The sequence below is a fragment of the Nocardioides sp. CFH 31398 genome (assembly GCF_022436705.1).
Classification (GTDB): domain Bacteria; phylum Actinomycetota; class Actinomycetes; order Propionibacteriales; family Nocardioidaceae; genus Nocardioides.
Window position 1 is genome coordinate 1 of the sequence record NZ_JAKUHT010000039.1, and the last position, 25,136, is coordinate 25,136.

Below are 25,136 nucleotides of genomic sequence, written 5' to 3' on the forward strand. Positions count from 1 at the left end.
ACCGGCGGCGGGGCCGCGGCGGGGGGCGGGACCGGCGGCGCGGCGGGCACGACGGGCTCGACGGGCTCGACGGGCGTCGGGGCGACCGGCGCGGGTGCGGCCGGCGCCACCGGAGCCGGGACGTCGGTGGCCACGGAGTCGAAGAGCGGCGCGCCGGGGTCGGGGTCGACGGGCGGCGGCGTCGCGCCGCGGTTGAGCGACTCGCGGAACTCGCGGGCGGCGGCGACCGCCCAGCCCTGCTCAGGCTCGGGCTCCACCTGCGGCGCGGCCGCCGCGCGGCGCAGCATCGCCTCGGCACGCAGCTGCAGCTCACGCGGGCTGAAGGGCTTCACGAGGTAGTCGTCGGCGCCCGCCTCGAAGGCGGCGATGACGTCCTCGTCGGTGGACCTCGACGTGATCATGATCAGGTAGGTCGCGCTGAACTCCCGCAGGCGCCGCAGGGCGTCCATGCCGTCCATGCCGGGCATCGACACGTCCATGGTCGTCAGGACGGGGGTGTGCCGGCGCACGGCCTCGACGGCCTCGACGCCGTCGGTCGCGTGCACCACGCGGAAGCCGACGCTGCTGAGCACGACGTCGATCAGGTCGGTGATGTCCGGGTCGTCGTCGGCGATGACGGCGGTCAGCGGCGTCCCCATGCCCCGACGCTACCGCGCCGCGGCCGCCCGCTCGTGCGAACGGCGGATCCGCCTCGCGGCGGCCGCCCGACCCCTCAGCGGCGACCGCCGAGGGGCAGGGAGGTCGACAGGGTGCGGCCCGCGACGACGGCCCACACCGTGAGCAGGGCGCCCCAGCCCAGGACCGCCAGCAGCGCGACGGCGCCGGAGCCCGTGGCGGCCGCCAGCCCGGACAGGCCGGTGACCACCGTGCCCACCGGGAACGTGAAGGCCCACCACGTCATCGCGAACGCGGGCCGCTGCCGCAGCACGCAGGTCAGCGCGACCCCGGCCCACAGCAGCGCGGCCACCAGGACCACCCCGGCGTAGGCCAGCGCCCACCGGTGGCCGGGCGCGAGGAGCAGCGCCGCGGTGGCCGACTGGCCGAGCGGCCCGAGCACGATGAACAGCGTCGGGGTGGCCACCGGGACGTCACCCCCGGCCACCCGGCGCACGACGGCGAGGGCCGGGCCCGCCGCCAGCACGAGCGTGAGGGCGAAGCACGCCCACGACGCCGCCAGCAGCACGGTCGCGAGCGGCTCGGGCGAGCGCGCCGCGAGCAGGGCGCCGACCGCCGCGCTGACCATCGGCGGGACGACGGGCATCAGCCAGGCCGCCTCCGCGGGGCCGGTGCGGTGGGCGCGGACCGGCCGCGAGACGGCGGTCGCCAGGCCCAGCGCGGTGCCGACGACCCACAGCACCAGCGACGCGACGTACGCCGGGAGGTCGCCGACCACGCCGGGCCCCGCGAGGAGGGTGGCGGCGGCGACGCTCATCGGGGCCATGGCCCGGGCGCCCAGGAAGTGCGCCATCTGCGGGTGGGCGCGCCAGTCGCCACCCCCGACCGAGCCGACCACCACGGCGACCAGCAGCAGGGCCGCCGACACCCACACGACCTCGGCGAGGCCGGTCAGCAGCGAGTGTGCCACCGGGAGGCCCGCGGCCGCAGCGGAGACGATCCCGGTGCCCATCACGGCGGCGTAGGCGTTCGGTGCGAGGGCGTGGGCCCGGGCGACGGGGGCGGGGACGGTGGTGGTCACGTCCCTCATCCTCCGACGCCCGGACGGACCGGAGTAGTCACCAGGATCTGGTGTGTCCACAACCTATGCTTGTGGCATGACGCTCCCGGACCTGCGCACCCTGGCCCTGCTGGTCGGGGTCGCGCGCCACGGCAGCATCGGTGCCGCCGCCCGGGCCGAGGGCCTGTCGCAGCAGGGTGCCTCGGAGCGGGTCCGCGCGGCGGAGGCGCTGCTGGGCGTCCCCCTGCTGTGGCGCGGCGCCCGGGGCTCGGAGCTCACCGCCGCCGGCCAGGTCGTCGTGGAGTGGTCGACCCGGCTCCTCGACGTCGCCGCGGAGACCGAGGTCGCCCTCGCCTCGTTGCGGGAGGACGAGCAGCGCCACCTGCGGGTGGCCGCGAGCATGACGGTGGCCGAGCACCTGCTCCCCCGGTGGCTGGTGCGGCTGCGGGCGACCTCGCGCACGCCCGTGGAGGTGTCGATGACGGCGACGAACTCGGCCGGTGCCGTCGCCGCGGTGCTGGCGCACCGCGCGTCACTGGGCTTCGTCGAGGGCGTCGAGGCGCCCCGCGGCCTCGCGCACGCGGAGGTGGGGTCCGACGAGCTCGTGCTCGTCTGCACGCCGGACCACCCCCTGGCCCGTCGCCGGGCTCCGCTCGGCCCCGACGAGGTCGCCGCCCTCTCCCTGACCTCGCGCGAGCCGGGGTCGGGCACCCGGGAGGTGCTCGAGGAGGCGCTCGGCGCCCACGGGCTGGCCCTGTCGCCGCCCGCCGTCGAGCTGACCACCTCGACCGGGGTCCGCGAGGCGGTGCTCGCCGGCTCCGCGCCCGCCGTGGTCAGCCGCCGCACGGTCGCCGGACCCCTGGCGAGCGGCGATCTCGTCGAGGTGCCGTTGCGCGACCTCGCCCTGACCCGCACCCTGCGCGCGGTCTGGCTGGGCCGTCGTACGCCGCCCGCGGGGCCGGTGAGGGACCTCGTCGCCATCGCTGCCGCGGGCTGAGCCGGCCCGCAGCAGCGATGCCCGGCTCACCGCTCCGGAGGCTGCCCCCGACGCCGGCGGGGCCGGTCGCTGCGACTGCCGTCCCCCCGACCCGAGCGACGAGCGGTCTCCTCGGGCTCGGGCCCGAGCGCGGACCGGTCGTCGTGACGAGCCGGGTCGCTCGCCCGCGCGCGCAGGGTCTCCTCGCGCTGGTCGGTGTCCGGGGAGTCCGACGGTCCCCCGGAGCTGAGGGCCTCGTTGTCCGCGTGCTCCAGGAGCGCGATCTCCGGGTGGTGCAGGTCGAAGGCCGGCGACTCCGAACGGATGCGGGGCAGCTCGTGGAAGTTGTGGCGCGGCGGCGGGCAGCTCGTGGCCCACTCCAGGGACCGTCCCCAGCCCCACGGGTCGTCCACCCCCACCCGGGGGCCGCGTCGACTGATGAAGACGTTCCAGAGGAACGGGAGGGTCGAGGCTCCCAGGACGAAGGCACCGATGGTCGAGACCTGGTTGAGCAGGGCGAACCCGTCGTCGGGGAGGTAGTCCGCGTACCGCCGGGGCATGCCCTCGACACCCAGCCAGTGCTGCACCAGGAACGTCGTGTGGAAGCCCACGAACAACATCCAGAAGTGCAGCTTGCCGAGGCGCTCGTCGAGCATCCGCCCGGTCATCTTGGGCCACCAGAAGTAGAACCCCGCGAACATCGCGAACACCACCGTCCCGAAGACGGTGTAGTGGAAGTGCGCGACGACGAAGTAGGTGTCCGAGACGTGGTAGTCCAGCGGCGGCGAGGCCAGCAGGACGCCGGTCAGGCCACCGAAGAGGAACGTCACGAGGAAGCCCACCGACCAGAGCATGGGGGTGTCCATCGAGACGCTGCCACCCCACATCGTGCCGATCCAGTTGAAGAACTTGACCCCGGTCGGGACGGCGATGAGGAACGTCATGCCGGAGAAGAAGGGCAGGTCCACCGCGCCGGTGACGAACATGTGGTGGGCCCAGACCGTCACCGACAGCAGGGTGATGGCGAGCGTCGCACCGACCAGGCCGACGTACCCGAACAGCGGCTTGCGGCTGAACACCGGCAGGACCTCGGTCACGATGCCGAAGAACGGCAGCGCGATGATGTAGACCTCGGGGTGCCCGAAGAACCAGAACAGGTGCTGCCACAGGATCGGACCGCCGTGGGCGGGGTCGAAGACGTGGGCTCCCACCATCCGGTCCGCGGCCAGGCTCAGCAGGGCGCCGGCGAGGATCGGGAACGCGATCAGCACCAGGACGCTCGTCAGGAGCACGTTCCAGGTGAAGAGCGGCAGCCGGAACATCGTCATGCCCGGCGCCCGCATGCAGATGATGGTCGTGACGAGGTTGACCGCGCCCAGGATGGTCCCCAGGCCCGCCAGCCACAGGCCCATGACCCACAGGTCGCCGCCCACGCCGGGTGAGCGGACGGAGTCCGAGAGCGGCGTGTACGCCGTCCAGCCGAAGGCCGCCGAGCCGCCGGGCGCCGCGAACCCCGAGACGGTGATGATCCCGCCGAGCAGGAACACCCAGTAGCTGAACATGTTGAGGCGCGGGAACGCGACGTCCGGGGCGCCGATCTGCAGCGGCATGATCACGTTGGCGAACCCGATGAACAGGGGGGTCGCGAACAGCAGCAGCATGATCGTGCCGTGCATGGTGAACAGCTCGTTGTAGAGCTGGTCCGACACCACCTGCTTGCCGGGAACGCCAGCTCGGAGCGGATCAGCATCGCCATCAGACCGGCGAGCAGGAACCAGCCGAAGCAGGTGGCGAGGTAGAGCTTGCCGATCACCTTGTGGTCGGTGGTGGTCAGCAGCGTCATGACCTGCGAGCCGACCCGCCGGCGGCGCACCGCGTCGACGGGAGCGGTGGGCCGGCGGCCCGACGTGATCGTCATCACTGACGGTGGCCAGTGTGCGCCTCCTCATGCGCCCGGACGGGCGCGGCGTCGGATCAGATCCGGCGGTCGCCCTCGCCCCAGTACGGCGCCCGCAGGTCGCGCTTGAGGATCTTGCCGGTGGGGTTGCGGGGCAGCGCCTCGAGGAACTCCACCGAGCTCGGGCACTTGTAGCGCGCGAGCGAGGCACGGCAGTGCTCGATCAGGTCGGCCTCGGTCGCCTCCTGGCCCGGGTGGAGCGACACGACGGCCTTCACCGTCTCGCCCCAGCGCTCGTCCGGCACGCCGATGATCGCCACCTCGGCGACCGCCGGGTGCTCGGCGAGGACACGCTCGATCTCGGGCGAGTAGATGTTCTCCCCGCCCGAGATGATCATGTCCTTGAGCCGGTCGGTGACGTAGACGTAGCCGTCGGCGTCGACCTTGCCGATGTCGCCGGTGCGGAACCACCCGTCGTCCGTGATCACCTCGGCGGTCGACTCGGGCTTGCCGAGGTAGCCCTTCATGACCTGCGGCGAGCGGAACCAGAGCTCGCCGTGCTCGTCGGCGGGCAGGTCCTCGCCGGTGGAGACGTCGACGACCCGGACCTCGGCGCCCGGGATGGGCTGCCCGGCGGAGACCAGCCGCTGCGGGTTGGCCTCGTCGCGGTGCTCGGGCGGCATCAGGTGGGTGATGACGCCGCACAGCTCGGTGAGGCCGTAGACCTGGATGAAGTCGGTGTCGGGCCACGCCTCGATCGCGGCGCGCAGCAGCGGCAGCGGCATGGGGGCGGCGCCGTAGCAGTAGGTCTTGAGCCTGCCGAAGACCGCGATCGCCTGGTCACCCGAGGCCAGCACCTGCGCGAGCACGGCGGGGACGAGGAAGGTCCGGTTCGCCCCGGCCATGATCGCGCCGGCCAGGGATGCCCCGTCGGGGTCGCGCGTCATCACGCTCGGCACGCCGTCGTGGATCCCGAACAGCACGTACGACGACCCGCCGACGTGGAACAGCGGCATCGACACCATGTTCTTGTCGCCGGGGTCGAACGCCCAGCCGTCGTGGGCGTTGACGGTGTGGGCGACCATGTTGGCCTGCGTGAGCATCACGCCCTTGGGCCGGCCGGTGGTGCCCGAGGAGTACATGACGAGGCAAGTGTCGCCCGGCTCGACGGCCGAGTCGCGGTCGGCGGCCTCGGCGCCCGCGAGCAGCGCCTCGTACTCGTCGCCGTCGCCGCCCTCCGGCGTCAGGGCGACGATCCGCTCGACGTGGGTGAGCCGGTCGCGGACCGCCTCGACCTGGCCCATCAGCTCAGTGCCGACGACGAGCACCCGGGCGCCGGAGTCGTTGACCACGTAGTCGATCTCGTCGGCCGCGAGGCGGAAGTTGACGATGGCGTTGGCCGCGCCGAGCGCGGAGGCGGCCATGGTCAGCTCGACGCAGGCGGGGTGGTTCTTGTCGAGGAACGACACGACGTCCCCCCGCCCGATCCCCATCGCCCGGAGCGCCCCGGTGAGACGTCGCACGCGGTCGTGGACCTCGGCCCACGTCCAGGTCCGCCCGAGGTAGGTCATCGCCTCCGCGTCGGGCGTCGTGCGGGCCCAGTGGGCCAGCCGCTCGTCGAGGTACGTCGGGGTCGTCAGCTCAGCCGTGGCCGTCATGGCGGGACAGTGGCACAGGTCACAGACCCCGGCAACGGTCCGCGGTGGCTCAGTCGTTCTCCTGCACGTGCCGGGCCACACCGACCACGACCAGCGCGGCGACCACGAGCAGCAGGACGACCCGGCCGCCGACCGGCAGCACGAGGCCGAGCATGAACAGACCCGCGGCCACGACCGCGACGACCGAGACCACCCCGGCCAGGACGCTGTCCCGTTCCTGACGAGCGCGCTCGGTGTCGTAGTCCTTCATGCCGCCTCCCCGCGTAGGCGCTGATCGTGACCGCACGGTCGTCGCCGCGCAAGGGGCGGACGTGCGGGTGGCTCAGCGCGCGCGGACGACCCTGCCCTCGTCCCACACGGGGCCGTCGGTCTCGCGGACGGTGCCGTCGGCGCCGTAGACGAGGAAGCGGTCGAAGCCGCGGGCGAACCAGCGGTCGTGGGTCACGGCCAGCACCGTGCCGTCGAACGACTCGAGCCCCGCCTCGAGGGCCTCGGCCGACTGGACGTCGAGGTTGTCGGTGGGCTCGTCGAGGAGCAGCAGGGTGCAGCCCGACAGCTCGAGCAGCAGGATCTGGAAGCGCGCCTGCTGCCCGCCGGAGAGCTGCTCGAAGCGCTGCTCGGCCGACGCGGAGAGCTCGTAGCGGTCCAGCACCCGCGAGGCCGCCTCGCGGCCCATCCCCGCGCGCTCGCCCTCGCCGCGGTGGAGGATCTCGAGGAGCGTCCTGCCCACCAGCTCGGGGTGCTCGTGGGTCTGCACGAACCACCCCGGCCGCACCCTCGCCCCGAGCCGGGCGACGCCGGAGTGGGACACGTCGCCGCCGGCCAGCAGCCGGAGGAAGTGCGACTTGCCGGAGCCGTTCGAGCCGAGCACGGCCACGCGCTCGCCGTACCAGACCTCGAGGTCGAACGGCCTCATGAGTCCGGTGAGCTCGAGCCCCTCGCAGACCACGGCGCGCTTGCCCGTCCGGCCGCCCCTCAGCCGCATCGACACCTGCTGCTCGCGGGGTTGCTCGGTCGGCGGCCCCGCCTCCTCGAACTTCCGGAGCCGCGTCTGCGCCGCGCGGTAGCGCGACGACATGCCGTCGTTGAAGGTGGCCTTCTGCTTCAGGGTCGCGACCAGCGTGCGGAGCTTCAGGTGCTCCTCCTCCCAGCGGCGCGTCAGCTCCTCGAAGCGGGCGAAGCGGTCGCTGCGCGCCTGGTGGTACGACGCGAACCCGCCGGGGTGGGTCCAGACCCGGTTGCCGGCGGCGCCGAGCTCGACGGTGACCACGCGGGTGGCGGCGTTCGCCATCAGCTCGCGGTCGTGGGAGACGAACAGCACCGACTTCTCCGACGCCGCGAGGCGCTGCTCGAGCCAGATCTTCGCGGGCACGTCGAGGTAGTTGTCGGGCTCGTCGAGCAGCAGCACCTCGTCGGGCCCGCGCAGCAGGTACTCCAGGACCAGCCGCTTCTGCTCCCCGCCGGACAGGGTGCGGAGCAGGCGGTGCTTCGCCTTGTCCCACCCGACGCCGAGGGCGGCGGTGGTGCAGGTGTCCCAGGTGACCTCGATGTCGTAGCCGCCCGCGTCGCCCAGCTCGGCGAGCGCGGTGGCGTAGGCCATCTGGGTGGGCTCGTCGTCGGAGTCCATCAGCGCGAGCTCGCAGCGGTCGACCTCCGCCACCGCGCGGCGCACCCGCGGCGGGGCGACGGAGACCATCAGGTCGGCCACGGTGGGCAGGTCACCGCCGCCGGGGACGACGCCCTGGCCGACGAACTGGGGCATGACCCCCAGCCCGCCCGAGCGCGTGACGACCCCCGCCTGCGGCACGAGCTCGCCGGTGACGACGCGGAGGAGGGTCGTCTTGCCGGCGCCGTTCGCCCCGACCAGCGCGACCTTCTGGCCCTCCCCGACCCGGAACGAGACCTCGTCGAGCAGCACCCGCCCGTCCGGCAGGTCCACCCGCACCCCGGCGACGTCGACGTGTCCCACGTTGCGCGATCCTCCCGCACGAGCCGGTGCCGCCGCACCTCGATTACGGCGGGGACGGCGGGAGCCCGGGCGGCGCCACCCCGAGCATCGCGAGGGCCAGCCCACGGTAGTGGACGGCGACCTCGGCCGGCGTCCAGCGACCGCCGGGGCGGAACCACCGCGAGACGTCGACCCCGAGCGAGATGAGGGCGGCCGCGGTGAGGTCGGGGTCGTCCGTGACGAAGGACCCCTCCGTCACCCCGCGCCGGACGACGTCGCGGACGCACTCCTCGATGTCGTGGCGGAGGGCGGCGACCTCGGCGCGGTGCTCGTCGTCGAGCGCCGCGAGCTCGTAGTTCACGACCCGCGACGACACGTGCTCGGTCGCGTGGTGCTCGACGAACCGCTCGACGAGGTCCCCGAGCTGGGCCACGGGTCCCTCGGCGCCCGCGACGGCGTCCCGCACCAGGGCGAGGACCCGTCGATGGCCCTCCAGCGACAGCCGGTGGAGCAGCTCCTCCTTGGAGCGGTGGTGCACGTAGAGGGCCGCCGGGCTCATGCCGGCGGCCGCCGCGACGTGGCGGGTGCTCGTGCCGTGGAAGCCCCGCGCGGCGAAGGCCTCGGCCGCCGCACGGGCGAGGCGCTCGCTGCCCGGATCGGCGGCGCGGTCGGGCCCGCGCTCGGGGTTGACTGCCTCGGTCACGTCGGTCAGGGTAAGCAAGCGCTCACCTAGTCGGCAACGTCCTGGAGGTCACGTGCCCGAGAAGTCCCCCGCCCCCGACGGCCGCCTCGCCGGCCGCACGGCCGTCGTCACCGGCGCCAGCCGCGGCATCGGCCTCGCGATCGCGCGGCGCCTGGTCGACGAGGGTGCGCGGGTCGTGATCACCGGCCGGAAGCCGGAGCCGCTCGCGGAGGCCGTCGAGAGCCTGGGCGGGCAGGACCACGCGCTCGGCGTGCCCGGCGGCGCGGACGACGCCGACCACCAGGCCGAGGTCGTCGAGCGGGCGGTCTCGACCTTCGGGTCGCTGGACCTGCTGGTCAACAACACCGGCATCAACCCGACGTACGGGCCGCTGCTGCAGCTCGACCTGGGCGCTGCCCGCAAGACCGTCGAGGTCAACTGCCTGGCCGCGCTGTCCTGGATCCAGCGCGCCCACGGCGCCTGGATGGCCGAGCACGGCGGATCCGTGGTCAACGTCGCCTCGGTCGCCGGGCTGCGCCCCGCGCCCGGCATCGCCTGGTACGGCGCCACCAAGGCGATGCTCATCCACCTCACCGAGGAGCTCGCCGTCGAGATGGCGCCCGACGTGCGCGTCAACGCCGTGGCCCCGGCGATCGTGAAGACCCAGTTCGCCACCGCACTGTTCGACGGCAAGGAGGCCGAGGTCGTCGCGGGCTACCCGCTGGGCCGCCTCGGCGCCCCCGAGGACGTCGCCGGTGCCGTCGCCTACCTGCTCTCGGACGACGCCGCCTGGGTCACCGGCCAGACCCTGACGCTCGACGGGGGCACCCTGCTGCGGGGCGGCGTGTGAGCGGCCCCCGCTCGACCCTCGACGGTGCCGGCGTCCTCGTCACCGGCGCCGGGCGCGGCATCGGTCGCGCCCTGGCGGTCCGCGCGGCCGCCGAGGGCGCCCGCCTGGTCGTGAACGACCTCGACCCGACGCTGGCCGCCGAGGTCGCCGAGGAGGTCGGCGGACACCCGGCCCCGGGCGACTGCGCCACCGCCGACGGCGCGCGCGACCTCGTCACCGCCGCGACCCAGCACCTCGGTGCCGTCGACGTCGTCTGCTCCAACGCGGGCGTCGACACCGGCGGCGACCTCGACACGCCCGACACCGTGTGGGAGCAGACGCTCGAGGTCAACGTCCTCGCCCACGTCCGGCTCGCCCGCGCCCTCGTGCCGACCTGGACCGACCCCGGCCCCACGGGGCCGCCCGGCGGGCGTTTCGTCGTCACGGCCTCCGCCGCGGGCCTGCTCGGGATGATCGGCAACGCGCCGTACACGGTCACCAAGCACGCCGCGGTGGCGTTCGCCGAGTGGCTGTCGGTCACCTACGGCGACCGCGGCGTCGCCGTCCAGGCGATCTGCCCGCAGGGCGTGAGGACCCGGATGCTCACCGACGCGGGCCCGCTCACCGCCCTGCTGTCCCACGACGGGGCGCTCGAGCCGGAGCAGGTCGCCGACGCCTGGGTCGCGTCGCTCTCGGAGGGCGAGGAGCGCTTCCTGGTGCTGCCCCACCCGGAGGTGGCGGACTACTACTCCTACCGCGCCGCGGACACCGACGGCTGGCTGCGCGGGATGCGCAAGCTGCGCCAGCGCGTCGACGAGCACGGCGGCACGTCGATCGGGGAGGCCGGGTTCTGATGGCGGAGACCACGCAGGAGCGTGCCTGGGAGGCCCGTCCGGTCGACCAGGACCTGGCCGCGGTCGCCTCCTGGCTGACCTCGACCTCCTCGCTCGACCTCGCCGGTGACCTGACCGGCCGGCTGCTGACGGGCGGCAAGTCGAACCTCACCTTCGAGGTCACCGACGGCACGTCGACGTGGGTGCTGCGACGCCCGCCCCGCGGACACGTGCAGGCCACGGCCCACGACATGGGCCGCGAGTTCACCGTCATGTCCGCGCTGCGCGACACCGACGTCCCCGTGCCCGGCACGGTGGCGCACTGCACCGACGAGTCGGTGCTGGGCGCCCCGTTCTACGTCATGGAGCGCGTGGACGGCGTCCCCTACCGGACGGCCGACCAGCTGCGTCCGCTCGGCGCCGAGCGCACGCGGGCCATCACCGAGCGGATGGTCGACGTCCTCGCCGCCCTCCACCACGTCGACCCGGCCGCCGTCGGGCTGGCGGAGTTCGGCCGGCCGGAGGGCTTCCTCGAGCGGCAGGTCCGCCGGTGGACCCGCCAGCTCGAGGGCTCGCGGAACCGGGACCTGCCCGGCGCCGACGAGCTGGCCGCCGCGCTGGCCGAGCAGGTGCCGACCACCGACCGCGCGGCGATCGTCCACGGCGACTACCGCCTCGACAACCTCCTGGTCGGCCCGGACGACGACGTCGCCGCGGTGGTCGACTGGGAGATGGCGACGCTGGGCGACCCGCTCACCGACCTCGCCCTGCTGCTGGTCTACGACCGGCTCGCCCGCCTCGACCTGGGTGGGCAGGAGCGCGCCGTCTCGGACGCCTCCCTGGCCCCCGGCTACCCGAGCGCCGACGAGGTCCAGCAGCGGTACGCCGCCGCCGGTCACGACCTCGACGACCTCCGCTTCCACCTCGGCCTGGGCTTCTTCAAGCTGGCGGTGATCCTGGAGGGGATCCACTACCGCCACGAGCAGGGCCAGACCACCGGCGACGGCTTCGAGGGCATCGGTGCCGCCACCGTCCCGCTGATGCGCGCCGGCCTCGACGCGCTCCGCGGCTCCTGACCCTCCTGCCCGCCAGACCCGAGAGGACCCCCGATGGACTTCACGCACGACGCCACCACCACCGAGCTGATCGAGAAGCTCGAGGCGTTCATGGCCGAGCGGATCCTGCCCGCCGAGCCGGTCTTCGCCGAGCAGCTCGCGGCGTCCGACGACCCCTGGGCGTGGTCGCGCACCCCGATCCTGCGCGAGCTCCAGGCGGAGGCCCGCGACCGGGGCCTGTGGAACCTGTTCCTGCCCCCGAAGCACGACCCGGACGGCAACGGCGCGGGCCTGACGAGCCTCCAGTACGCCCCGCTCGCCGAGATCACCGGCCGCGCGATCGGCCTGGCGCCCGCCGTCCTCAACTGCGCGGCGCCCGACACCGGCAACATGGAGACGCTCGCCATGTTCGCCGACGAGGCGCAGAAGAAGGAGTGGCTCGAGCCGCTCCTGGCCGGCGAGATCCGGTCCGCGTTCGCCATGACCGAGCCGGACGTCGCGTCGTCCGACGCCACCAACGTGGAGACCTCGATCGTCCGTGACGGCGACGACTACGTCATCAACGGCCGCAAGTGGTGGATCACCGGGGCCATGAACCCCGACTGCACGATCTTCATCGTCATGGGCAAGACCGACCCGTCCGCGGACCGGCACCGCCAGCAGTCGATGATCCTCGTCCCCCGCGACACCCCCGGCCTCGAGGTCGTCCGCGGCATGCACGTGCTCGGGTACGACGACCACGACCACGGCGGCCACGCCGAGCTGCGGTTCACCGACGTCCGGGTGCCCGCCGCGAACCTGATCGGCGAGGAGGGCGACGGCTTCGCGATCGCGCAGGGCCGCCTCGGCCCCGGCCGCATCCACCACTGCATGCGCTCCATCGGCGTCGCCGAGCGCGCCATCGAGCTGATGTGCACCCGCGCCTCCGAGCGGGTGGCGTTCGGCAAGCCGCTGGCCGAGCAGGGCGTCATCCGCGAGTGGATCGCCGAGGCCCGCGTGACCGTCGACCAGCTGCGCCTGCTGACCCTGTTCACCGCGTGGCGCATGGACACCGCCGGCAACCGCGCCGCCCACGGCGACATCCAGGCGATCAAGATCGCGACGCCCGAGGCCGTCCAGAAGATCCTGGACCGCGCGATGCAGGTCCACGGCGGCGGCGGGCTCTCCCAGGACTTCCCCCTCGCCCCCGCCTTCGCGGGCATCCGCACGCTGCGCTTCGCCGACGGCCCCGACGAGGTCCACAAGGCCGCACTGGGCAAGGCGGAGATCAGGAAGCACAGCGCCTGACGTGAGTCCGCGGCCTCGCCTGCGGGGACGGACGTGCAGAAGGCCCAGAACGGGCGGCCCGACCGCACGGCGAGGGACTCCTGCACGTCGGTCCTGACGGGGTCCGACGTCAGAGCACGGCGACGCCGAGGACGACTGTGGTCAGCAGCGGCAGAGGCCCTGCGCAGCGGCGGCGAGCAGACCGGCGACGGGCGTAGCCGGACGCTACGTGGACCGGGGTCCGCGCCGGGTCTCGAGCACCCGGAAGCCCTTGGCCGACGCCAGCCGCGTCGTGGGCCAGCCCTGCTCGCCGAGCCACCGCTGCAACGAGTCCGCGCCGAGGTTCCTGCCGACCACCATCACCGCCCGCCCGTCGGGGGCGAGCCGCGGGAGCCACGTCAGCAGCAGGTCGTGCAGCGCCTGCTTGCCGACGCGGATGGGCGGGTTCGACCAGATCTCGTCGTACGTCGCGTCGTCGGCCACCTCGTGCGGCAGCACGGCGCTCACCCGGTCGGCGACGCCGAGCGCGACGGCGTTCTCCCGGGCCAGCAGCAACGCACGCTCGTTGACGTCGACGCACGTCACCGCGGCTTCCGGGGCCGCGACGGCGACGGCGAGGCCGATGACGCCCCAGCCGCAGCCGAGGTCGAGGACCTGCCGCACCTCGGGGCCCGGCGGCTCGGTCTCGCGGAAGAGCACGGCGGTCCCCGCGTCGAGGCGCCCCCGGGCGAAGACCCCGCTGCCCGACGCGAGCGCGAGGTCGTGGCCCCACACGCGAGCGGTCACGGGCTCGCGCCGGAACGCGACCGTCGGATCGGCGCTGAAGTAGTGCTCCTGCTCCTGGCTCACAACGTCCGCACCCTCCGGGTCTCGGCCTGGCGGGCGGCGAGCCCGGCGTCGTCCGGGTAGCCCACCTCTTCGAGCGTCAGCCCGTGCGCCGGGGCGACGGTGACCGCGGAGTCGCGGACACCGGCCGCGAGCACCGCCGCCGGCCAAGCGACGTCGCGACGACCCTCCCCCACGGCGATCAGGCACCCGGTCAGCGCGCGCACCATCGAGTGGCAGAACGCGTCGGCCCGCACCGTGCCCAGCGCGAGGCCGTCGGCCGCGGAGCGCTCCCACCGCAGGTCGAGCAGGGTGCGGATGGTCGTCGCGCCCTCCCGGCGCTTGCAGAACGCCGCGAAGTCGTGCTCGCCGAGCAGGTGCTGCGCGGCGGCGTCCATCGCCTCGACGTCGAGGCGCCGCGCCCATGCCAGCACGTGCCCGCGGGTCAGCGGGTCGACGGCGGCGGGGTCGTCGGCGACCCGGTAGACGTAGCGGCGCCAGGTCGCGGAGAAGCGGGCGTCGAAGCCCTCGGGGGCGATGCTCACCCGCCGCACCCGGACGTCGGGGTCGAGCACCCCGTTGACCCGACGTCGCAGGGCCCGCGACGGGGACTCACGGGCGCGGCCGGCGGCCTCCGCGAGCAGGCCGTCCGGCAGGTCGAGGTGGGTGACCTGCCCGCGGGCGTGGACGCCAGTGTCCGTGCGGCCGGCGCAGGTGACGGCGACCTCGTCGTACCGCAGCACCGTCGTCAGCGCGGCCTCGAGCTCGCCCTGCACCGTCCGCAGGCCGGGCTGCGCGGCCCAGCCGTGGAAGCCGGCGCCGTCGTAGGCGAGGTCGAGGCGGATCCGCACCGGAGCATCCTCCCAGGCGGGCACCGGCGCGCTCAGTCCGGACGCCGCGCCAGGACGTACAGCCGGTTGGTGGTCTCCTCCCGGCCGGTCAGGGGGCCGCGGACGTACCACTCGACGTCGGTCAGGCCGGCCCGCTCGACCGCGGCGAGGACCTCGGTGGGCTCGTGCAGCACCAGGTTCAGGTCGGTCGGGACGTCGAACCAGCTCCCCGGGGCCTTGAGCCCGGAGCCGGCGTGGAGCGCCAGCACCAGCCAGCCGCCGGGCGCGAGCGGGCGGACCAGCGAGGACACGGCGTCACCCAGCTCGGACGGCGCGAGGTGGATCAGCGAGTACCAGGCGAGTACGGCGCCCCACCCGTCGTGCGAGGTGGGGCGCATCAGCCGGCGCAGGTCGCCGACCTCGTAGGTGCCCTCCGGGAAGCGGGCGCGGGCCTGCTCGACCATCGCCGGGGTGAGGTCGATGCCGGTGGCCTCCACGCCGCAGTCCGCGAGGAACGCGGTGACCTGCCCGGGCCCGCAGCCCACCTCGACGGCCGGGCGCTCGCCGGCCAGCCAGGCCGCACGGTTCAGCAGCCACCGCTCGAAGGGCAGGTCGTCGAGCTCCTCGGCGAACCGCTCGGCGTACGCCTCCGCGATCCCCGCGTACGTCGCGCGCACGGTCTCGTCGCGGCCGTCACCGCCGCCGGCCAGCACCGACTCCCGGTCGACGGCCGGGGCGGCGGGCACCGACTCCTCCAGCGCGGGGTCGCCCAGCAGGTGTCGCCAGCGGTGGTCCTGCTCGCGCGGGCCCTTCGGCAGCCGCTCCACCAGGGCGGGGTCGGCGGCGGCCATCGCGACGAGCGTGGCCTCGACGGCGTCGCGGTCGGCGAAGGGGTGCAGGCGCTCGGTGCGGGTGCGCAGCGCGCCGGGCGGCTGCGGGCCGCGCAGCAGCAGGACCGTCAGCAGCGCCCGGGCGTCGTCCGCGAGGTCGAGGACGACGGACAGCCGCTGGACGTACTTCAGCGTGCGACGCCCCGAGTCGGCCCAGGTGACGCCGACCAGGTCGCGGGTCTTGAGGTGCGCGAGGGTGGCGGTGACCTCGGACTCGTCGTAGTCCGTGACCGGCTCGCGGCTGCTGGCCTGGTTGCAGGCGGTCCGCAGCCCGGCGAGGGTCATCGGGTAGCTGCCGGGCACCGTCACCTCCTTCTCCAGGAGGGCGCCGAGCACACGCTGCTCGGGGGCGTCGAGGACGGGCAGCTCGCTGGTGCCGGGCACGGCAGGGAGCCTAGACGGGCTACGGCTCCAGCGCGCTGCGTACCGAGCGCACGACCTCCTCGAGGTCGTCGACGTCGTCGGGCGTCTCCAGCACCACGACGCGGGTCCGTGAGGGCCGCGGCGGCGCGAACATCCGCAGGACGTCGGCCAGCGCGCGGTCCAGCGCGGCGACCGGGTCACCCGGCTCGGCGCGCAACCAGCGGCGCAGCACGTGGTTGTGGGCGGTGACCACGCCCGCGGCGAGCACCTCGGCGCGGACCTCCCCCGACTCGCCGTCCCCGACCCGGCCGCGGAAGAACTCGCGGAACACCCGCTGGTAGGCCTGCAGGCCGGCGACCTCGCGCTGGCGCAGCGACGGCACCGTGCGCGTCAGCCGGTAGCGCGCCCGAGCCCGGTCGCCCTCCGTCAGGTAGTGGTCGAGCACGAGGTGAGCGGCCTCGGAGGCCGCGGTCGCGACCGCCGTCGCCCCGGCCCCGGACGGGACGGCGTCGAGCCGGGCGCCCACCCGGGCGAGGACGGCGTCGTGGTCGGGGAGCACCACGTCGTCCTTCGAGCGGAACGCCCGGAAGAACGTCGTCCGTCCCACCCCGGCACGCTCGGCGACGGCGTCGACGGTGGTGGCGTCGTACCCGCGCTCGTCGAACAGGTCGTACGCCGCGGCGACGAGGCGCTCACGGGTCGACTCCCTGGCCGTGGACTGGGTCACGGGTACTGCGTACCATGACGGCAGTACCGAGTACCACCGAGTCACGAGCCTGGGGGCCACGATGAGCGACTTCGACCAGTTCCGCCTGTCCGACGACCACGAGGAGCTGAAGGCGGCCGTCCGCGAGCTGGCGAACGACAAGATCGCGCCGTACGCCGCCGAGGTCGACGAGGAGTCCCGCTACCCGCAGGAGGCCCACGACGCCCTGGTGGCCTCCGACTTCCACGCCCCGCACGTGCCCGAGGAGTACGACGGCGTCGGCGCCGACGCGCTCGCCGTGTGCCTCGTCATCGAGGAGGTCGCCCGCGCCTGCGCCAGCTCGTCCCTGATCCCGGCCGTGAACAAGCTGGGCTCGCTGCCGGTCATGCTCTCGGGCGGCGACGCGATCAAGCGGAAGTACCTGCCCCGCCTCGCCGCGGGCGAGGGCTTCTCCTACGGGCTGTCCGAGCGCGAGGCCGGCTCCGACACCGCCTCCATGCGCACGAAGGCGGTCCGCGACGGCGACGACTGGGTGCTCTCGGGCCAGAAGTCCTGGATCACGAACGCCGGCGAGTCGGAGTTCTACACCGTGCTCGCGGTCACCGACCCCGACGGCGCGCGCGGCCGCAACATCTCGGCGTTCGTGGTCGAGAAGGGCGACGAGGGCTTCACCTTCGGCGAGAAGGAGCGCAAGCTCGGCATCAAGGGGTCCCCGACGCGCGAGCTGCACTTCGACAAGGTCCGCCTGCCCGGCGACCGCATCATCGGCGAGCCCGGCACCGGCCTGCAGACCGCGCTGCGCACGCTCGACCACACCCGCATCACGATCGCCGCGCAGGCGGTCGGCATCGCGCAGGGCGCGCTGGACTTCGCGACGTCGTACGTGAAGGAGCGCGAGCAGTTCGGCCAGGCCGTCTCCGGGTTCCAGGGCGTGCAGTTCATGCTCGCCGACATGGCGATGAAGCTCGAGGCCGCCCGGCAGATGACGTACGTCGCCGCCGCCAAGTCGGAGCGCAACGACGCCGACCTGTCGTTCTTCGGCGCCGCCGCGAAGTGCTACGCCTCCGACGTGGCCATGGAGATCACCACCGACGCCGTCCAGCTGCTCGGCGGCTACGGCTACACCCGCGACTACCCGGTGGAACGCATGATGCGCGACGCCAAGATCACCCAGATCTACGAGGGCACCAACCAGGTGCAGCGTGTCGTCATGGCGCGCCAGCTGCTGAAGAAGGGCTGATCGACGTAACGCGCCCGGCGGGTCGCGGCAGGGGGTAGGCGATGCCTTCCGACGACCGTTCCTACAGGCTCGACGTCCCCGAGCCCGACCCGCCGCCGCACCTCATCGAGCAGCTCGCGGAGGCGGCGCGTGCCAGCACGCCCTCGGTCCGGCGGGGCGGGCGCCGGGCCGCGACGTTCACCGTCGGTGTCGTCGCGGTCTTCGCGGGCGTGGGTGGGGCCTGGGCGACGGGGGCCCTGCCCGTCCCGGGGCTCCCGGACGGCGGGGTGCCGGCGATCGTCGACCGTTCCCGCGACGACGGCCCCGGCGACCGCCCGTCGGACGGGGCCTCCCCCGGTACCGGCCCCGACTCCGGCACCGACTCCGGCACCGGCGACCGCCCGTCGGACGAGCCGGACGCACCGACGGGGACGGCCAGTCCCGACCCCTCCCCCTCCGGGGCACCGGACGGCGAGCGCCCGTCCGCACGCCCCTCCCCCGGCAGGCCGTCGTCGCAGCCTCCGACGACCCCGCCCACCGAGCCGCCGTCGGTCTCCCCGAGCGTGCCCGGGCGCGGGGGTGACAACCCCGGTCGCGGCGACGAGCGGCGCAACCAGGACCCCGGCGGCGGGAACCGCGGACAGGGTGTCGGTGGCGGGCAGGGCCAGGGGCAGGGGCAGGGCCAGGGGCAGGGCCAGGGGCAGGGCCAGGGCTCCGGCCTGGGTCGTGACGGCGACAGCATCCGCGGCCAGGGGTCCGCGGACCGTGGCGCCTCGCAGCAGGGCCCGGACCGCGGGCGCCGTCCCGGCCCCGACGGCACGTCGGGCGGCCGGGGGCCCGATGCCTGACGACCAGGTGGTCGCCGCCGCCAAGACCGGCGACACCGACGCCTGGCGGGCGCTCTACGCCGACCACGCGGGCCGTCTGGTGGCCTGGCTCGGCACCCGTCCCACCGGGGACACCACGGCCTCGCCGGAGGACGTCGCCAGCGAGGCATGGCTGGTGGCGGCGTCCAAGATCGCCGACTTCCACGGGTCGTCGTCGGACTTCGCGGGCTGGCTGTTCGGCATCGCGCGCAAGCTCAGCGGCGGCACCAAGCGCCGCTCCGACCGCCGCCGGACGTCGCCGGGCGAGGTCGACGTCCACCTCGAGCGGGTGCCGGACCACGCGCCCGCCGTCGAGGGCCGCGACTGGGTCCGGGACGCGATCGCCGCCCTCCCGCCCCGGGAGCGGGACGCCGTCGGCCTGGTCGACGGCCTCGGGTTCGACAACACCACGGCGGCCGAGGCCCTCGGCGTCAGCGCGGTGTCGCTGCGGGTCGCCCGGCACCGCGGGTTGCGCAAGCTCCGGGCTCGGGCGGCGGGGGAACCCCGGGCGGACAGCGCGAGCGCCTGACCCCGCCCGAGGTCTCCCGCCCCCCGGGTCTGCTGTGGCGGGCCCGGCTCAGCCCTGGGCGGCCTGGCACTCCTCGAGGCGCTCCTCGGCGCGGGCGAGCCGCTGCTGCTGGGCCTTCTTGTCCTTCCCCGCCTCGTCGCGTCGCTCCTTGGCGCGCTCGAGGGCCCGGTCGGCCGCGCGCTCCTCGCGGGGGGTGTCAGCCTTCTCCTTCTCCCGCTTCGCCTTCTCGACCTTGTCCTTGCGGCGCTCGAACACCGCGGTGACGCGGTCGAGCGCGGCCTGGGCGTCGTCCACCTTCTGCTGCTGCGTGGCGCACGGCTCGGTGGGCTCGACCGGGTCGCCGGCCGCGCCGGCGGGCGCGGCGGCGAGCACGCCGAGCGTGAGGGCGGAGCCGGCGAGGGCGCCGGCGAGGCGGGTGGCGAGGGTCATGGCTGCTCCTTGGCGACGGACGTCCCGAGACGGGCGCTCGAACGCTACCTGTCACCACCGGGGGGCGGTGTTACTTTCGCGGAACTCAGCCCCTGGCCGTCACCGTCAGCCGCCCCGCCTTCCGCGCCAGGGTGGCGACGTGGAGCATCCGGGCGTTCGTACCGGTCGGTCCGACGCGGCCGGCGTCCCAGGCGGCGTACGCCAGTCGGAGGCGCCCGGCCTTGTCGACGAACCCGTCGCCGCCGCCAGGGCCCTTGGCGAGCGCGCCCGAGGCGAGCAACGGACGGTCGTGGGTCATGTCGGTGCAGGGACCGAGGGGCGTGTCGCACTCGGCGTACCCGGTGGCGTAGTTCGCCGAGTACCAGTCGTGCGCGGAGTAGAAGAGGTAGTAGTGGCCGCGGTGGTTGATCATCGAGGGGTTCTCGATGACGCCGCCCTTCCAGGTGCCGCGCACGAGCTCGAGGAGGGCGTGACGCCGCGAGCCGGACTTGAGGCGGGTGCCGTCCTGCGACAGCTGCTGCACCATGAGCGCGGGCTCGCTGTCCGCCTTGTCAGGGATCCCCTCGCGCTTCCACAGCAGGAAGGTGCGGCCGTCGCCGAGCCGCAGGATGTCGGGGTCGATCACGCCCCGCGGTGACGGCGGGTAGCAGACCAGGGGCTTGCTCGAGACGTGGGCGAACGGGCCGATGGGGCTGCGCGAGGTCGCGAGCCCGATGCAGCTGCGCCGGACGCGGGTGGCGGTCTCGAGGTGCGTGGCGGCGGAGAACGCCGCGACCCAGCGGGAGCCGACCTTCGCGACCGAGGGGGCCCAGAGGCTGAAGCCGTCCTTGCGCTCGCCCCGCTCGACCTCCGCCGCCCACGCCGGGCGGGTCGGCATGGCGTCGTTGTAGCCCGGCCAGTCGCTCCAGCGGCGGTGGTTCGGCAGGCCCTTGCGGGGGAACCAGTCGCGGAGGTTGGGCGAGGTCATGAGGTTCAGGTTCAGCCCGTCGTGGTTGGTCGCGACGGCGGTGAACCGCGAGCCGGCCTGCGTCACGGACGGGTCGGCGAACATGCCGGTGTACCGCTCACCGGCGTAGAACCGCTCGGTGCTGGTCCGGGGCTGGTCGGGGCCGGGCGCGAACGGGTTGACCGGGCCGCGGCTCTCCCAGTCGCGCGACGGGGTGTCCCGGGGCGGGATCGACCCCGGCTCCCCGGTGTCGCGGCCGTCCGCGCCGACCCCGTCGGTGGGGTCGGCGACCGCGGGCCCGCCCAGCAGGGCGGTGCCGAGCGCGGCGGCGGCGAGGAGCACGGTGACGGGACGACGGCGCACGGCTACTCCGGCAGGGTCTCGGTGGGCAGCGGGCCGAGGCCCGCCAGGGGCTCCAGGTACGGCGTGACGTCGCCGTGGACGACCATCGCGCGCACCTGCGACTCGGTGCGTCGCGACGTGATCGCCCGGAACAGCTCGAAGCCGTCCGCGGACAGCACGCAGGCGGCGTCGTCCGGGCTGCCGTGGGTCACGAACGTCCAGGGCTCCCCGGCGCCGTCCCGCGCCTCGACGAGCAGCAGCGGGGGCAGGTCCTCGGTCGCGGACGCGAGGCGCCCGGCGATGCGGTCGCGGACGATCCGCAGGCCCTCGGTGTCGCGGGCGCCGGGCTGGTCGAGCGCGCCGCGCAGGTCCTGCTCGTGGATGACGACGTCGTTCAGCGGACGGGACCCGTGGTCCTGCATCCAGGCGACGAGGTCCTCGGCGAGCTCGCCCCACTCCGCCAGCAGCTCGGCGACGCTCCGGTCGCGGCGGGCCTCGACCTGGGCCGCGGTCCACTGCTCGTTGTGGTCGTCGGGCTCGTCACCGCCGAGGACGTCGGCGCCCAGGCCGACCACGTGGGACAGCAGGTCGCGCACGGTCCAGTCGGGGCAGGCCGGCACCGTCGCGTCGGCGCGCCGAGGGTCGAGACCGGTGAGGAGCCCGACGACCCGGCTGTGCGCCTCGCGCCACGCGAGGAGGGGGTCCATGGCGGGATCCTGGCACGCCGCGGCCCCGTCCGGGGCGGAAGGGCTCAGCCGCGGTCGAGGACGAGCAGGTCGCTGCCGCGGCCGATGCTCGCCAGGGTGGCGACCCGCAGCGTCCGCGCGTGGTCGCCGTACGGCCCGACGCGGCCGGGCTGCCACCCGGCGTACGCGAGACGCAGGCCGCCGTCCAGGTCGGTGAAGGCGTCGGCGCCGCCGGGGCCGGCCACGGTCTCGTCGGAGGCGATCAGCGGGGCGTCGTGCGTGCGGTCGACGCACGGTCCGAGCGGTCCGCGGCAGGTGGCGTACCCGATGGCGTAGGCGTCGGAGTGCCAGTCGTGGGCGGAGTAGAAGAGGTAGGTCCGGCCGTGGTGCTTCACCATCGACGGGTTCTCGATGACGCCGCCCTTCCAGGTGCCGCGCACCAGCTCGAGGAGCCTGCGCGGCTGCGAGCCCGTCCTGAGGCGCGTGCCGTCGCGGGAGAGGCGCTGCACCATGAGCGCGGGCTCCTGGACGTCGACGATGCCCTCCTGCTTCCACAGCAGGAACGCCCGGCCGTCGCGCAGCACGTGGACGTCGGGGTCGATCACGCCGCGCGGCGAGCCCTCGAAGCAGACGGTCGGCTCCTCCGACACGGGCGTGTAGGGCCCCTCGGGGGCGTCCGCGGTCGCCAGGCCGATGCAGCTGCGACGGAGGTCGTCGAGGGTCCGGGCGGCCGAGTACGCCGCGACGTAGGTGTCGCCGACGCGGGCGAGGGAGGGGGCCCACTGGCTGAAGCCGTTCGCGCGGTCGGACCGGGCCTGGGCGGCCCACGCGGGTCGCGTCGGCAGGGCGTCGTTGTACCCGCTCCAGCCGGTCCACGCCGTGGCGTCCGCCAGCGGGGCGCGCGGCGTCCAGGTTCCGAGGTCGTCGGACGTCATCAGCGGCAGGTTGAGGCCGTCGTGGTTCGTGGCGACCGCGTGGTAGCGGCCCTGCGCCCGCAGGACCGACGGGTCGGCGAACATGCCGGTGTACGGCTCGCCCGCGAGGAACCGCTCCGAGCTCGTGCCCGGCCGGTCGACGGACGTCGCCTGCGCGGGTGTCCCGAGCAGCAGGGTCGCGGCGGCGAGCAGCCCGGCCGCCGCGGTCACCAGGAAGCGGTGCCGGGTCTCGGACCGGGTCACGGATCGAGTCACGCGGCGGTCCTCGCACGGTCGGTCACGTCGAGGACAACGGGGGTGGGCCCCCGGGGTCACGCACCCGGTTCCTCGGGCTGCACGAGCAGCTCCTCGGCGTACGGCGGGTCGGCGCCGGGCCGTGACACGGTGATCGCCGCGGCGCGCGCCGCGAGCGCGAGCAGCGCCGCCCGCGCCTCGTCGTCCAGCGCCAGGAGACGCTCACGGGCGCCGGGCCCGACGACCCCCCGCTCCCACAGCCCATGGAGCAGGCCGGCGCAGAAGGTGTCGCCCGCCCCGATGGTGTCGGCGACCTCGACGCGTGGCACCGGCACGGAGACCTCGCCGTCGGCCGAGACCCAGGTGGAGCCCTGCTCGCCGCGGGTCAGCACGACGACCGCGGGCCCGAGGCCGAGCAGCCGACGGGCGCCGTCGAGCGGACCGAGGTCGGGGTAGAGGTGCTCGAGGTCCTCGTCGGAGGCCTTGACGACGTCGGCGGTGGCCGCGACGGCCTCGATGCGGGCCACCACGTCGGGGCCGGTGCCCGTGACCACGGCGCGCACGTTGACGTCGTACGAGACCAGGGCGGTCTCGGAGAGCCGGCGGACGAGGGCGAGCACGTCGTCGGCGCCCGGTTCGAGGACCGCGCCGAGCGAGCAGGTGTGGACGACGACGACCTCGGGGAGGTCGTGCAGCGGACCGAGCCGCCAGTCGAGGTCGAACTCGTAGCTGGCCGAGCCGTCCGGGGCGAGGCTGACCACGGCCGACGAGGTGTGGTCGACGACCGCGCCGGGGTCGGCCGCCATCCGCACCCCGTCCCGGGACAGGTGCGCGTCGAGGAGCCGACCCAGGCGGTCGTCGGCGAAGCAGGTGGCCAGCCAGGTCGGCCGGCCGAGCCGGGCGAGGGCGACCGCGACGTTGGCCGCACTGCCGCCGGGCAGGTCGGTGTCGTGGCCGTCGTCGCCGCGCACGACGTCGACGAGGGCCTCCCCGACGACCAGCACCGACGGGTCGTGCGAGAGCTCGTCCGAGAAGGCCTGCGTCATGACCGGTTTCTACCGCACGGCGACGACGTCGGTCCGCTCCCGTCCGTCCGGGGCCGGGCCGAGCGCGCGCAGGACGAGTACCCCGACACCGGCCAGCGCCAGCCCGCGGGGCACCTCGATCTGCAGGCCCATGAGGACCGGCAGGGCCGGGAGGGGCACGAACAGCACGACGAGCGCGGCGACCATCGACCAGCCGATCCAGGACGGCAGGGCCGAGCGGACGACCGTCACGCCCAGCACGGCGAGGCAGCCCATCATCACGAGCCCGCCGAGAGCCTGGCTGGCGAGGAACACCGGGGCGTCGACGATGGAGTCGGTCGGGTCTATCAGGTGGACCGCGCCGGCGTCGCGGGCGAGCACCGGCGCGACCATGAGCTCGACGGCCAGGTGGGGCACGACCACGACGACCAGGGCGACGAGGTGGCCGATCGCGGCGACGGTGCCGACCCGGCCGACGTGCGGCGCCAGGTGCGCGATCGCCGCCGGAAAGGCGACGACGAGCAGCACGGTGCCGCTCAGCAGCAGGGTCAGGGCGACCGGGCCGCCCGCGGCGGTGAGGGCCTCGGCGCTGTGCGCGCGGCCCTCCACGACCGGGTGCAGCACGCCGCCGGCCAGGCAGAGCAGGAACTGGACGACGAGGGCGGCGCCGCTCGCGCGCGTGAGGGTCCGGGGTGACATGGGGGTCCTCCGTGAGGGGTGGTGGTGGGTGACCTCCGCAGCGTCGGCGAAGTCGCTTGTCCACGGCTTGCGCCCGGGTAGCACCGGGTCCCCACCCCCTACGGTGTCCCGATGGACCTCCCCGCCGCCGACCCCGACGACCCCCGCCCGCCGTACGAGCAGCTGCGCTCGGCGATCGCCGAGCGGGTCGCCGACGGCCGGCTCGCCGCCGGGACGCGCCTGCCCACCGTCCGCGGCCTGGCCGGCGACGTCGGTCTCGCCGTCAACACCGTCGCGCGGGTCTACCGCGAGCTGGAGGCCGACGGCGTCGTCGTCACCGAGGGCCGCCGCGGCACCTTCGTCGCCACCTCCGACGGCGCGGCCGACCTGCATGCGGCGGTGACGGCGTACGTCGACGCCGCCCGCCGCGCCGGAGTCACGGCCGAGGAGGCCGCCGCCCTCGTCACCCGGTCCTGGTCGGCGACTCGCTGACCCCGAGTCGGCCCGAACGCACGCCCCCCAGACGCCGAGTCGGCCCGAACGCTCCCCTCCACCGCGCCCAGTCGGCCCGAACGCACGCCCCCCCAGACGCCGAGTCGGCCTGAACGCGCTATCACCAGGCGTCGAGTCGGCCCGAACACAGCCCTCCAACGCGCCCAGTTGGCGCACCAGTGGGACCTTCCGGGCCGACTCAGCGTCCCTGAGACGTGCGTTCGGGCCGACTCGGCGTCCCTGACGGCGGCGTTCGGGCCGACTCGGCGAAATGACCAGGACGCGCAGACGGTGACCGTCTGCGCGTCCTGGATGGAACGGG

The 25,136-nt window shown here is 74.7% G+C and carries 25 protein-coding genes and 1 pseudogene; 9 read left to right on the forward strand and 17 right to left on the reverse strand.

The genetic code is table 11. From position 1 onward, the window contains the following. Window positions 1–638, reverse strand: a 638-nt coding sequence (locus tag MJ876_RS20795) for a response regulator transcription factor (protein ID WP_240239338.1), incomplete at its 3' end; no start/stop codon positions are given. 74 nt (window positions 639–712) lie between these two features. Further along, window positions 713–1,696 carry a C4-dicarboxylate ABC transporter gene (locus tag MJ876_RS20800; protein ID WP_240239340.1) on the reverse strand — a complete coding sequence of 328 codons (984 nt, stop codon included), beginning with the start codon at window positions 1,694–1,696 and terminating at the stop codon, window positions 713–715. Window positions 1,697–1,772: 76 nt separating this feature from the next. On the opposite strand from MJ876_RS20800, the gene MJ876_RS20805 reads away from it, so the two are divergent. Next, window positions 1,773–2,672 carry a LysR family transcriptional regulator gene (locus MJ876_RS20805; RefSeq protein ID WP_240239342.1) on the forward strand — a complete coding sequence of 300 codons (900 nt, stop codon included), beginning with the start codon at window positions 1,773–1,775 and terminating at the stop codon, window positions 2,670–2,672. 26 nt (window positions 2,673–2,698) lie between these two features. Here the strand turns inward: MJ876_RS20805 and ctaD are convergent. From ctaD to MJ876_RS20830, 5 genes and pseudogenes are all read right to left on the reverse strand, one after another. Further along, window positions 2,699–4,569 (reverse strand): annotated as a pseudogene (ctaD, locus tag MJ876_RS20810) (cytochrome c oxidase subunit I). A 56-nt stretch (window positions 4,570–4,625) separates the two neighbouring features. Next, complete coding sequence (locus MJ876_RS20815) at window positions 4,626–6,206, reverse strand: long-chain-fatty-acid--CoA ligase (protein ID WP_240239344.1); 1,581 nt, start codon at window positions 6,204–6,206, stop codon at window positions 4,626–4,628. 49 nt (window positions 6,207–6,255) lie between these two features. Continuing rightward, window positions 6,256–6,456, reverse strand: a complete 201-nt coding sequence (locus MJ876_RS20820; protein WP_240239346.1) for a hypothetical protein — start codon at window positions 6,454–6,456, stop codon at window positions 6,256–6,258. 72 nt (window positions 6,457–6,528) lie between these two features. Continuing rightward, window positions 6,529–8,175, reverse strand: a complete 1,647-nt coding sequence (locus tag MJ876_RS20825) for an ABC-F family ATP-binding cassette domain-containing protein (protein WP_240239348.1) — start codon at window positions 8,173–8,175, stop codon at window positions 6,529–6,531. 43 nt (window positions 8,176–8,218) lie between these two features. After that, on the reverse strand, window positions 8,219–8,857 hold the full coding sequence (locus MJ876_RS20830) for a TetR family transcriptional regulator (protein ID WP_240239350.1): 639 nt from the start codon (window positions 8,855–8,857) through the stop codon (window positions 8,219–8,221). Window positions 8,858–8,909: 52 nt separating this feature from the next. On the opposite strand from MJ876_RS20830, the gene MJ876_RS20835 reads away from it, so the two are divergent. Genes MJ876_RS20835 through MJ876_RS20850 form a run of 4 tightly spaced genes read left to right on the forward strand, consistent with a single transcriptional unit; the run spans window position 8,910 to window position 12,840 of the window. After that, window positions 8,910–9,686 carry an SDR family oxidoreductase gene (locus MJ876_RS20835; RefSeq protein ID WP_240239351.1) on the forward strand — a complete coding sequence of 259 codons (777 nt, stop codon included), beginning with the start codon at window positions 8,910–8,912 and terminating at the stop codon, window positions 9,684–9,686. Next, window positions 9,683–10,519 carry an SDR family oxidoreductase gene (locus MJ876_RS20840; protein ID WP_240239352.1) on the forward strand — a complete coding sequence of 279 codons (837 nt, stop codon included), beginning with the start codon at window positions 9,683–9,685 and terminating at the stop codon, window positions 10,517–10,519. Before MJ876_RS20835 ends, MJ876_RS20840 begins: the two co-directional genes overlap by 4 nt. Then, the gene (locus tag MJ876_RS20845; RefSeq protein ID WP_240239353.1) at window positions 10,519–11,574 is read left to right on the forward strand and encodes a phosphotransferase family protein; all 1,056 of its coding nucleotides are present in this window, start codon (window positions 10,519–10,521) and stop codon (window positions 11,572–11,574) included. The genes MJ876_RS20840 and MJ876_RS20845 overlap by 1 nt, the downstream gene beginning before the upstream one ends. A gap of 33 nt (window positions 11,575–11,607) precedes the next feature. Continuing rightward, on the forward strand, window positions 11,608–12,840 hold the full coding sequence (locus tag MJ876_RS20850) for an acyl-CoA dehydrogenase family protein (RefSeq protein WP_240239354.1): 1,233 nt from the start codon (window positions 11,608–11,610) through the stop codon (window positions 12,838–12,840). A 204-nt stretch (window positions 12,841–13,044) separates the two neighbouring features. On the opposite strand, the gene MJ876_RS20855 is transcribed toward MJ876_RS20850, so the two are convergent. The 4 genes from MJ876_RS20855 to MJ876_RS20870 are packed head-to-tail and all read right to left on the reverse strand — an operon-like array spanning window position 13,045 to window position 16,454. After that, window positions 13,045–13,668, reverse strand: coding sequence for a class I SAM-dependent methyltransferase (locus tag MJ876_RS20855; protein ID WP_240239355.1), 624 nt, complete (start codon window positions 13,666–13,668; stop codon window positions 13,045–13,047). After that, a complete protein-coding gene (gene truA / locus MJ876_RS20860) occupies window positions 13,665–14,495 on the reverse strand; it encodes a tRNA pseudouridine(38-40) synthase TruA (protein WP_240239356.1) in 831 nt (276 codons plus the stop codon). Before truA ends, MJ876_RS20855 begins: the two co-directional genes overlap by 4 nt. Window positions 14,496–14,527: 32 nt before the next feature. After that, the gene (locus tag MJ876_RS20865; protein WP_240239357.1) at window positions 14,528–15,748 is read right to left on the reverse strand and encodes a DUF480 domain-containing protein; all 1,221 of its coding nucleotides are present in this window, start codon (window positions 15,746–15,748) and stop codon (window positions 14,528–14,530) included. Window positions 15,749–15,767: 19 nt separating this feature from the next. Then, the gene (locus tag MJ876_RS20870; protein WP_240239359.1) at window positions 15,768–16,454 is read right to left on the reverse strand and encodes a TetR/AcrR family transcriptional regulator; all 687 of its coding nucleotides are present in this window, start codon (window positions 16,452–16,454) and stop codon (window positions 15,768–15,770) included. Window positions 16,455–16,515: 61 nt separating this feature from the next. On the opposite strand from MJ876_RS20870, the gene MJ876_RS20875 reads away from it, so the two are divergent. The 3 genes from MJ876_RS20875 to MJ876_RS20885 are packed head-to-tail and all read left to right on the forward strand — an operon-like array spanning window position 16,516 to window position 19,047. Continuing rightward, complete coding sequence (locus tag MJ876_RS20875; protein ID WP_240239361.1) at window positions 16,516–17,673, forward strand: acyl-CoA dehydrogenase family protein; 1,158 nt, start codon at window positions 16,516–16,518, stop codon at window positions 17,671–17,673. Between the two features lie 41 nt (window positions 17,674–17,714). Continuing rightward, entirely contained in the window at window positions 17,715–18,500 is a 786-nt protein-coding gene (locus tag MJ876_RS20880) for a hypothetical protein (RefSeq protein WP_240239362.1), read from the forward strand. Then, window positions 18,493–19,047, forward strand: coding sequence for an RNA polymerase sigma factor (locus MJ876_RS20885; protein WP_240239363.1), 555 nt, complete (start codon window positions 18,493–18,495; stop codon window positions 19,045–19,047). Before MJ876_RS20880 ends, MJ876_RS20885 begins: the two co-directional genes overlap by 8 nt. Window positions 19,048–19,095: 48 nt before the next feature. Here MJ876_RS20885 and MJ876_RS20890 read toward each other — a convergent pair whose 3' ends face one another. The 6 genes from MJ876_RS20890 to MJ876_RS20915 form a co-directional block, all read right to left on the reverse strand. Continuing rightward, window positions 19,096–19,476 carry a hypothetical protein gene (locus tag MJ876_RS20890; protein WP_240239364.1) on the reverse strand — a complete coding sequence of 127 codons (381 nt, stop codon included), beginning with the start codon at window positions 19,474–19,476 and terminating at the stop codon, window positions 19,096–19,098. 85 nt (window positions 19,477–19,561) lie between these two features. Then, a complete protein-coding gene (locus MJ876_RS20895; RefSeq protein ID WP_240239365.1) occupies window positions 19,562–20,785 on the reverse strand; it encodes a glycoside hydrolase family 43 protein in 1,224 nt (407 codons plus the stop codon). Window positions 20,786–20,787: 2 nt separating this feature from the next. Then, window positions 20,788–21,471 (reverse strand): maleylpyruvate isomerase family mycothiol-dependent enzyme, encoded by a 684-nt coding sequence (locus MJ876_RS20900; RefSeq protein WP_240239366.1) that lies wholly within the window; start codon window positions 21,469–21,471, stop codon window positions 20,788–20,790. A gap of 44 nt (window positions 21,472–21,515) precedes the next feature. Then, window positions 21,516–22,640 (reverse strand): glycoside hydrolase family 43 protein, encoded by a 1,125-nt coding sequence (locus tag MJ876_RS20905; RefSeq protein WP_240239367.1) that lies wholly within the window; start codon window positions 22,638–22,640, stop codon window positions 21,516–21,518. Between the two features lie 56 nt (window positions 22,641–22,696). Further along, window positions 22,697–23,665, reverse strand: coding sequence for a carbohydrate kinase (locus tag MJ876_RS20910; protein ID WP_240239368.1), 969 nt, complete (start codon window positions 23,663–23,665; stop codon window positions 22,697–22,699). 9 nt (window positions 23,666–23,674) lie between these two features. Then, on the reverse strand, window positions 23,675–24,343 hold the full coding sequence (locus MJ876_RS20915; protein ID WP_240239370.1) for a hypothetical protein: 669 nt from the start codon (window positions 24,341–24,343) through the stop codon (window positions 23,675–23,677). 111 nt (window positions 24,344–24,454) lie between these two features. Between MJ876_RS20915 and MJ876_RS20920 the strand changes: the two genes are divergently transcribed. Then, complete coding sequence (locus tag MJ876_RS20920; RefSeq protein ID WP_240239372.1) at window positions 24,455–24,814, forward strand: GntR family transcriptional regulator; 360 nt, start codon at window positions 24,455–24,457, stop codon at window positions 24,812–24,814. Window positions 24,815–25,136: the final 322 nt, after the last annotated feature.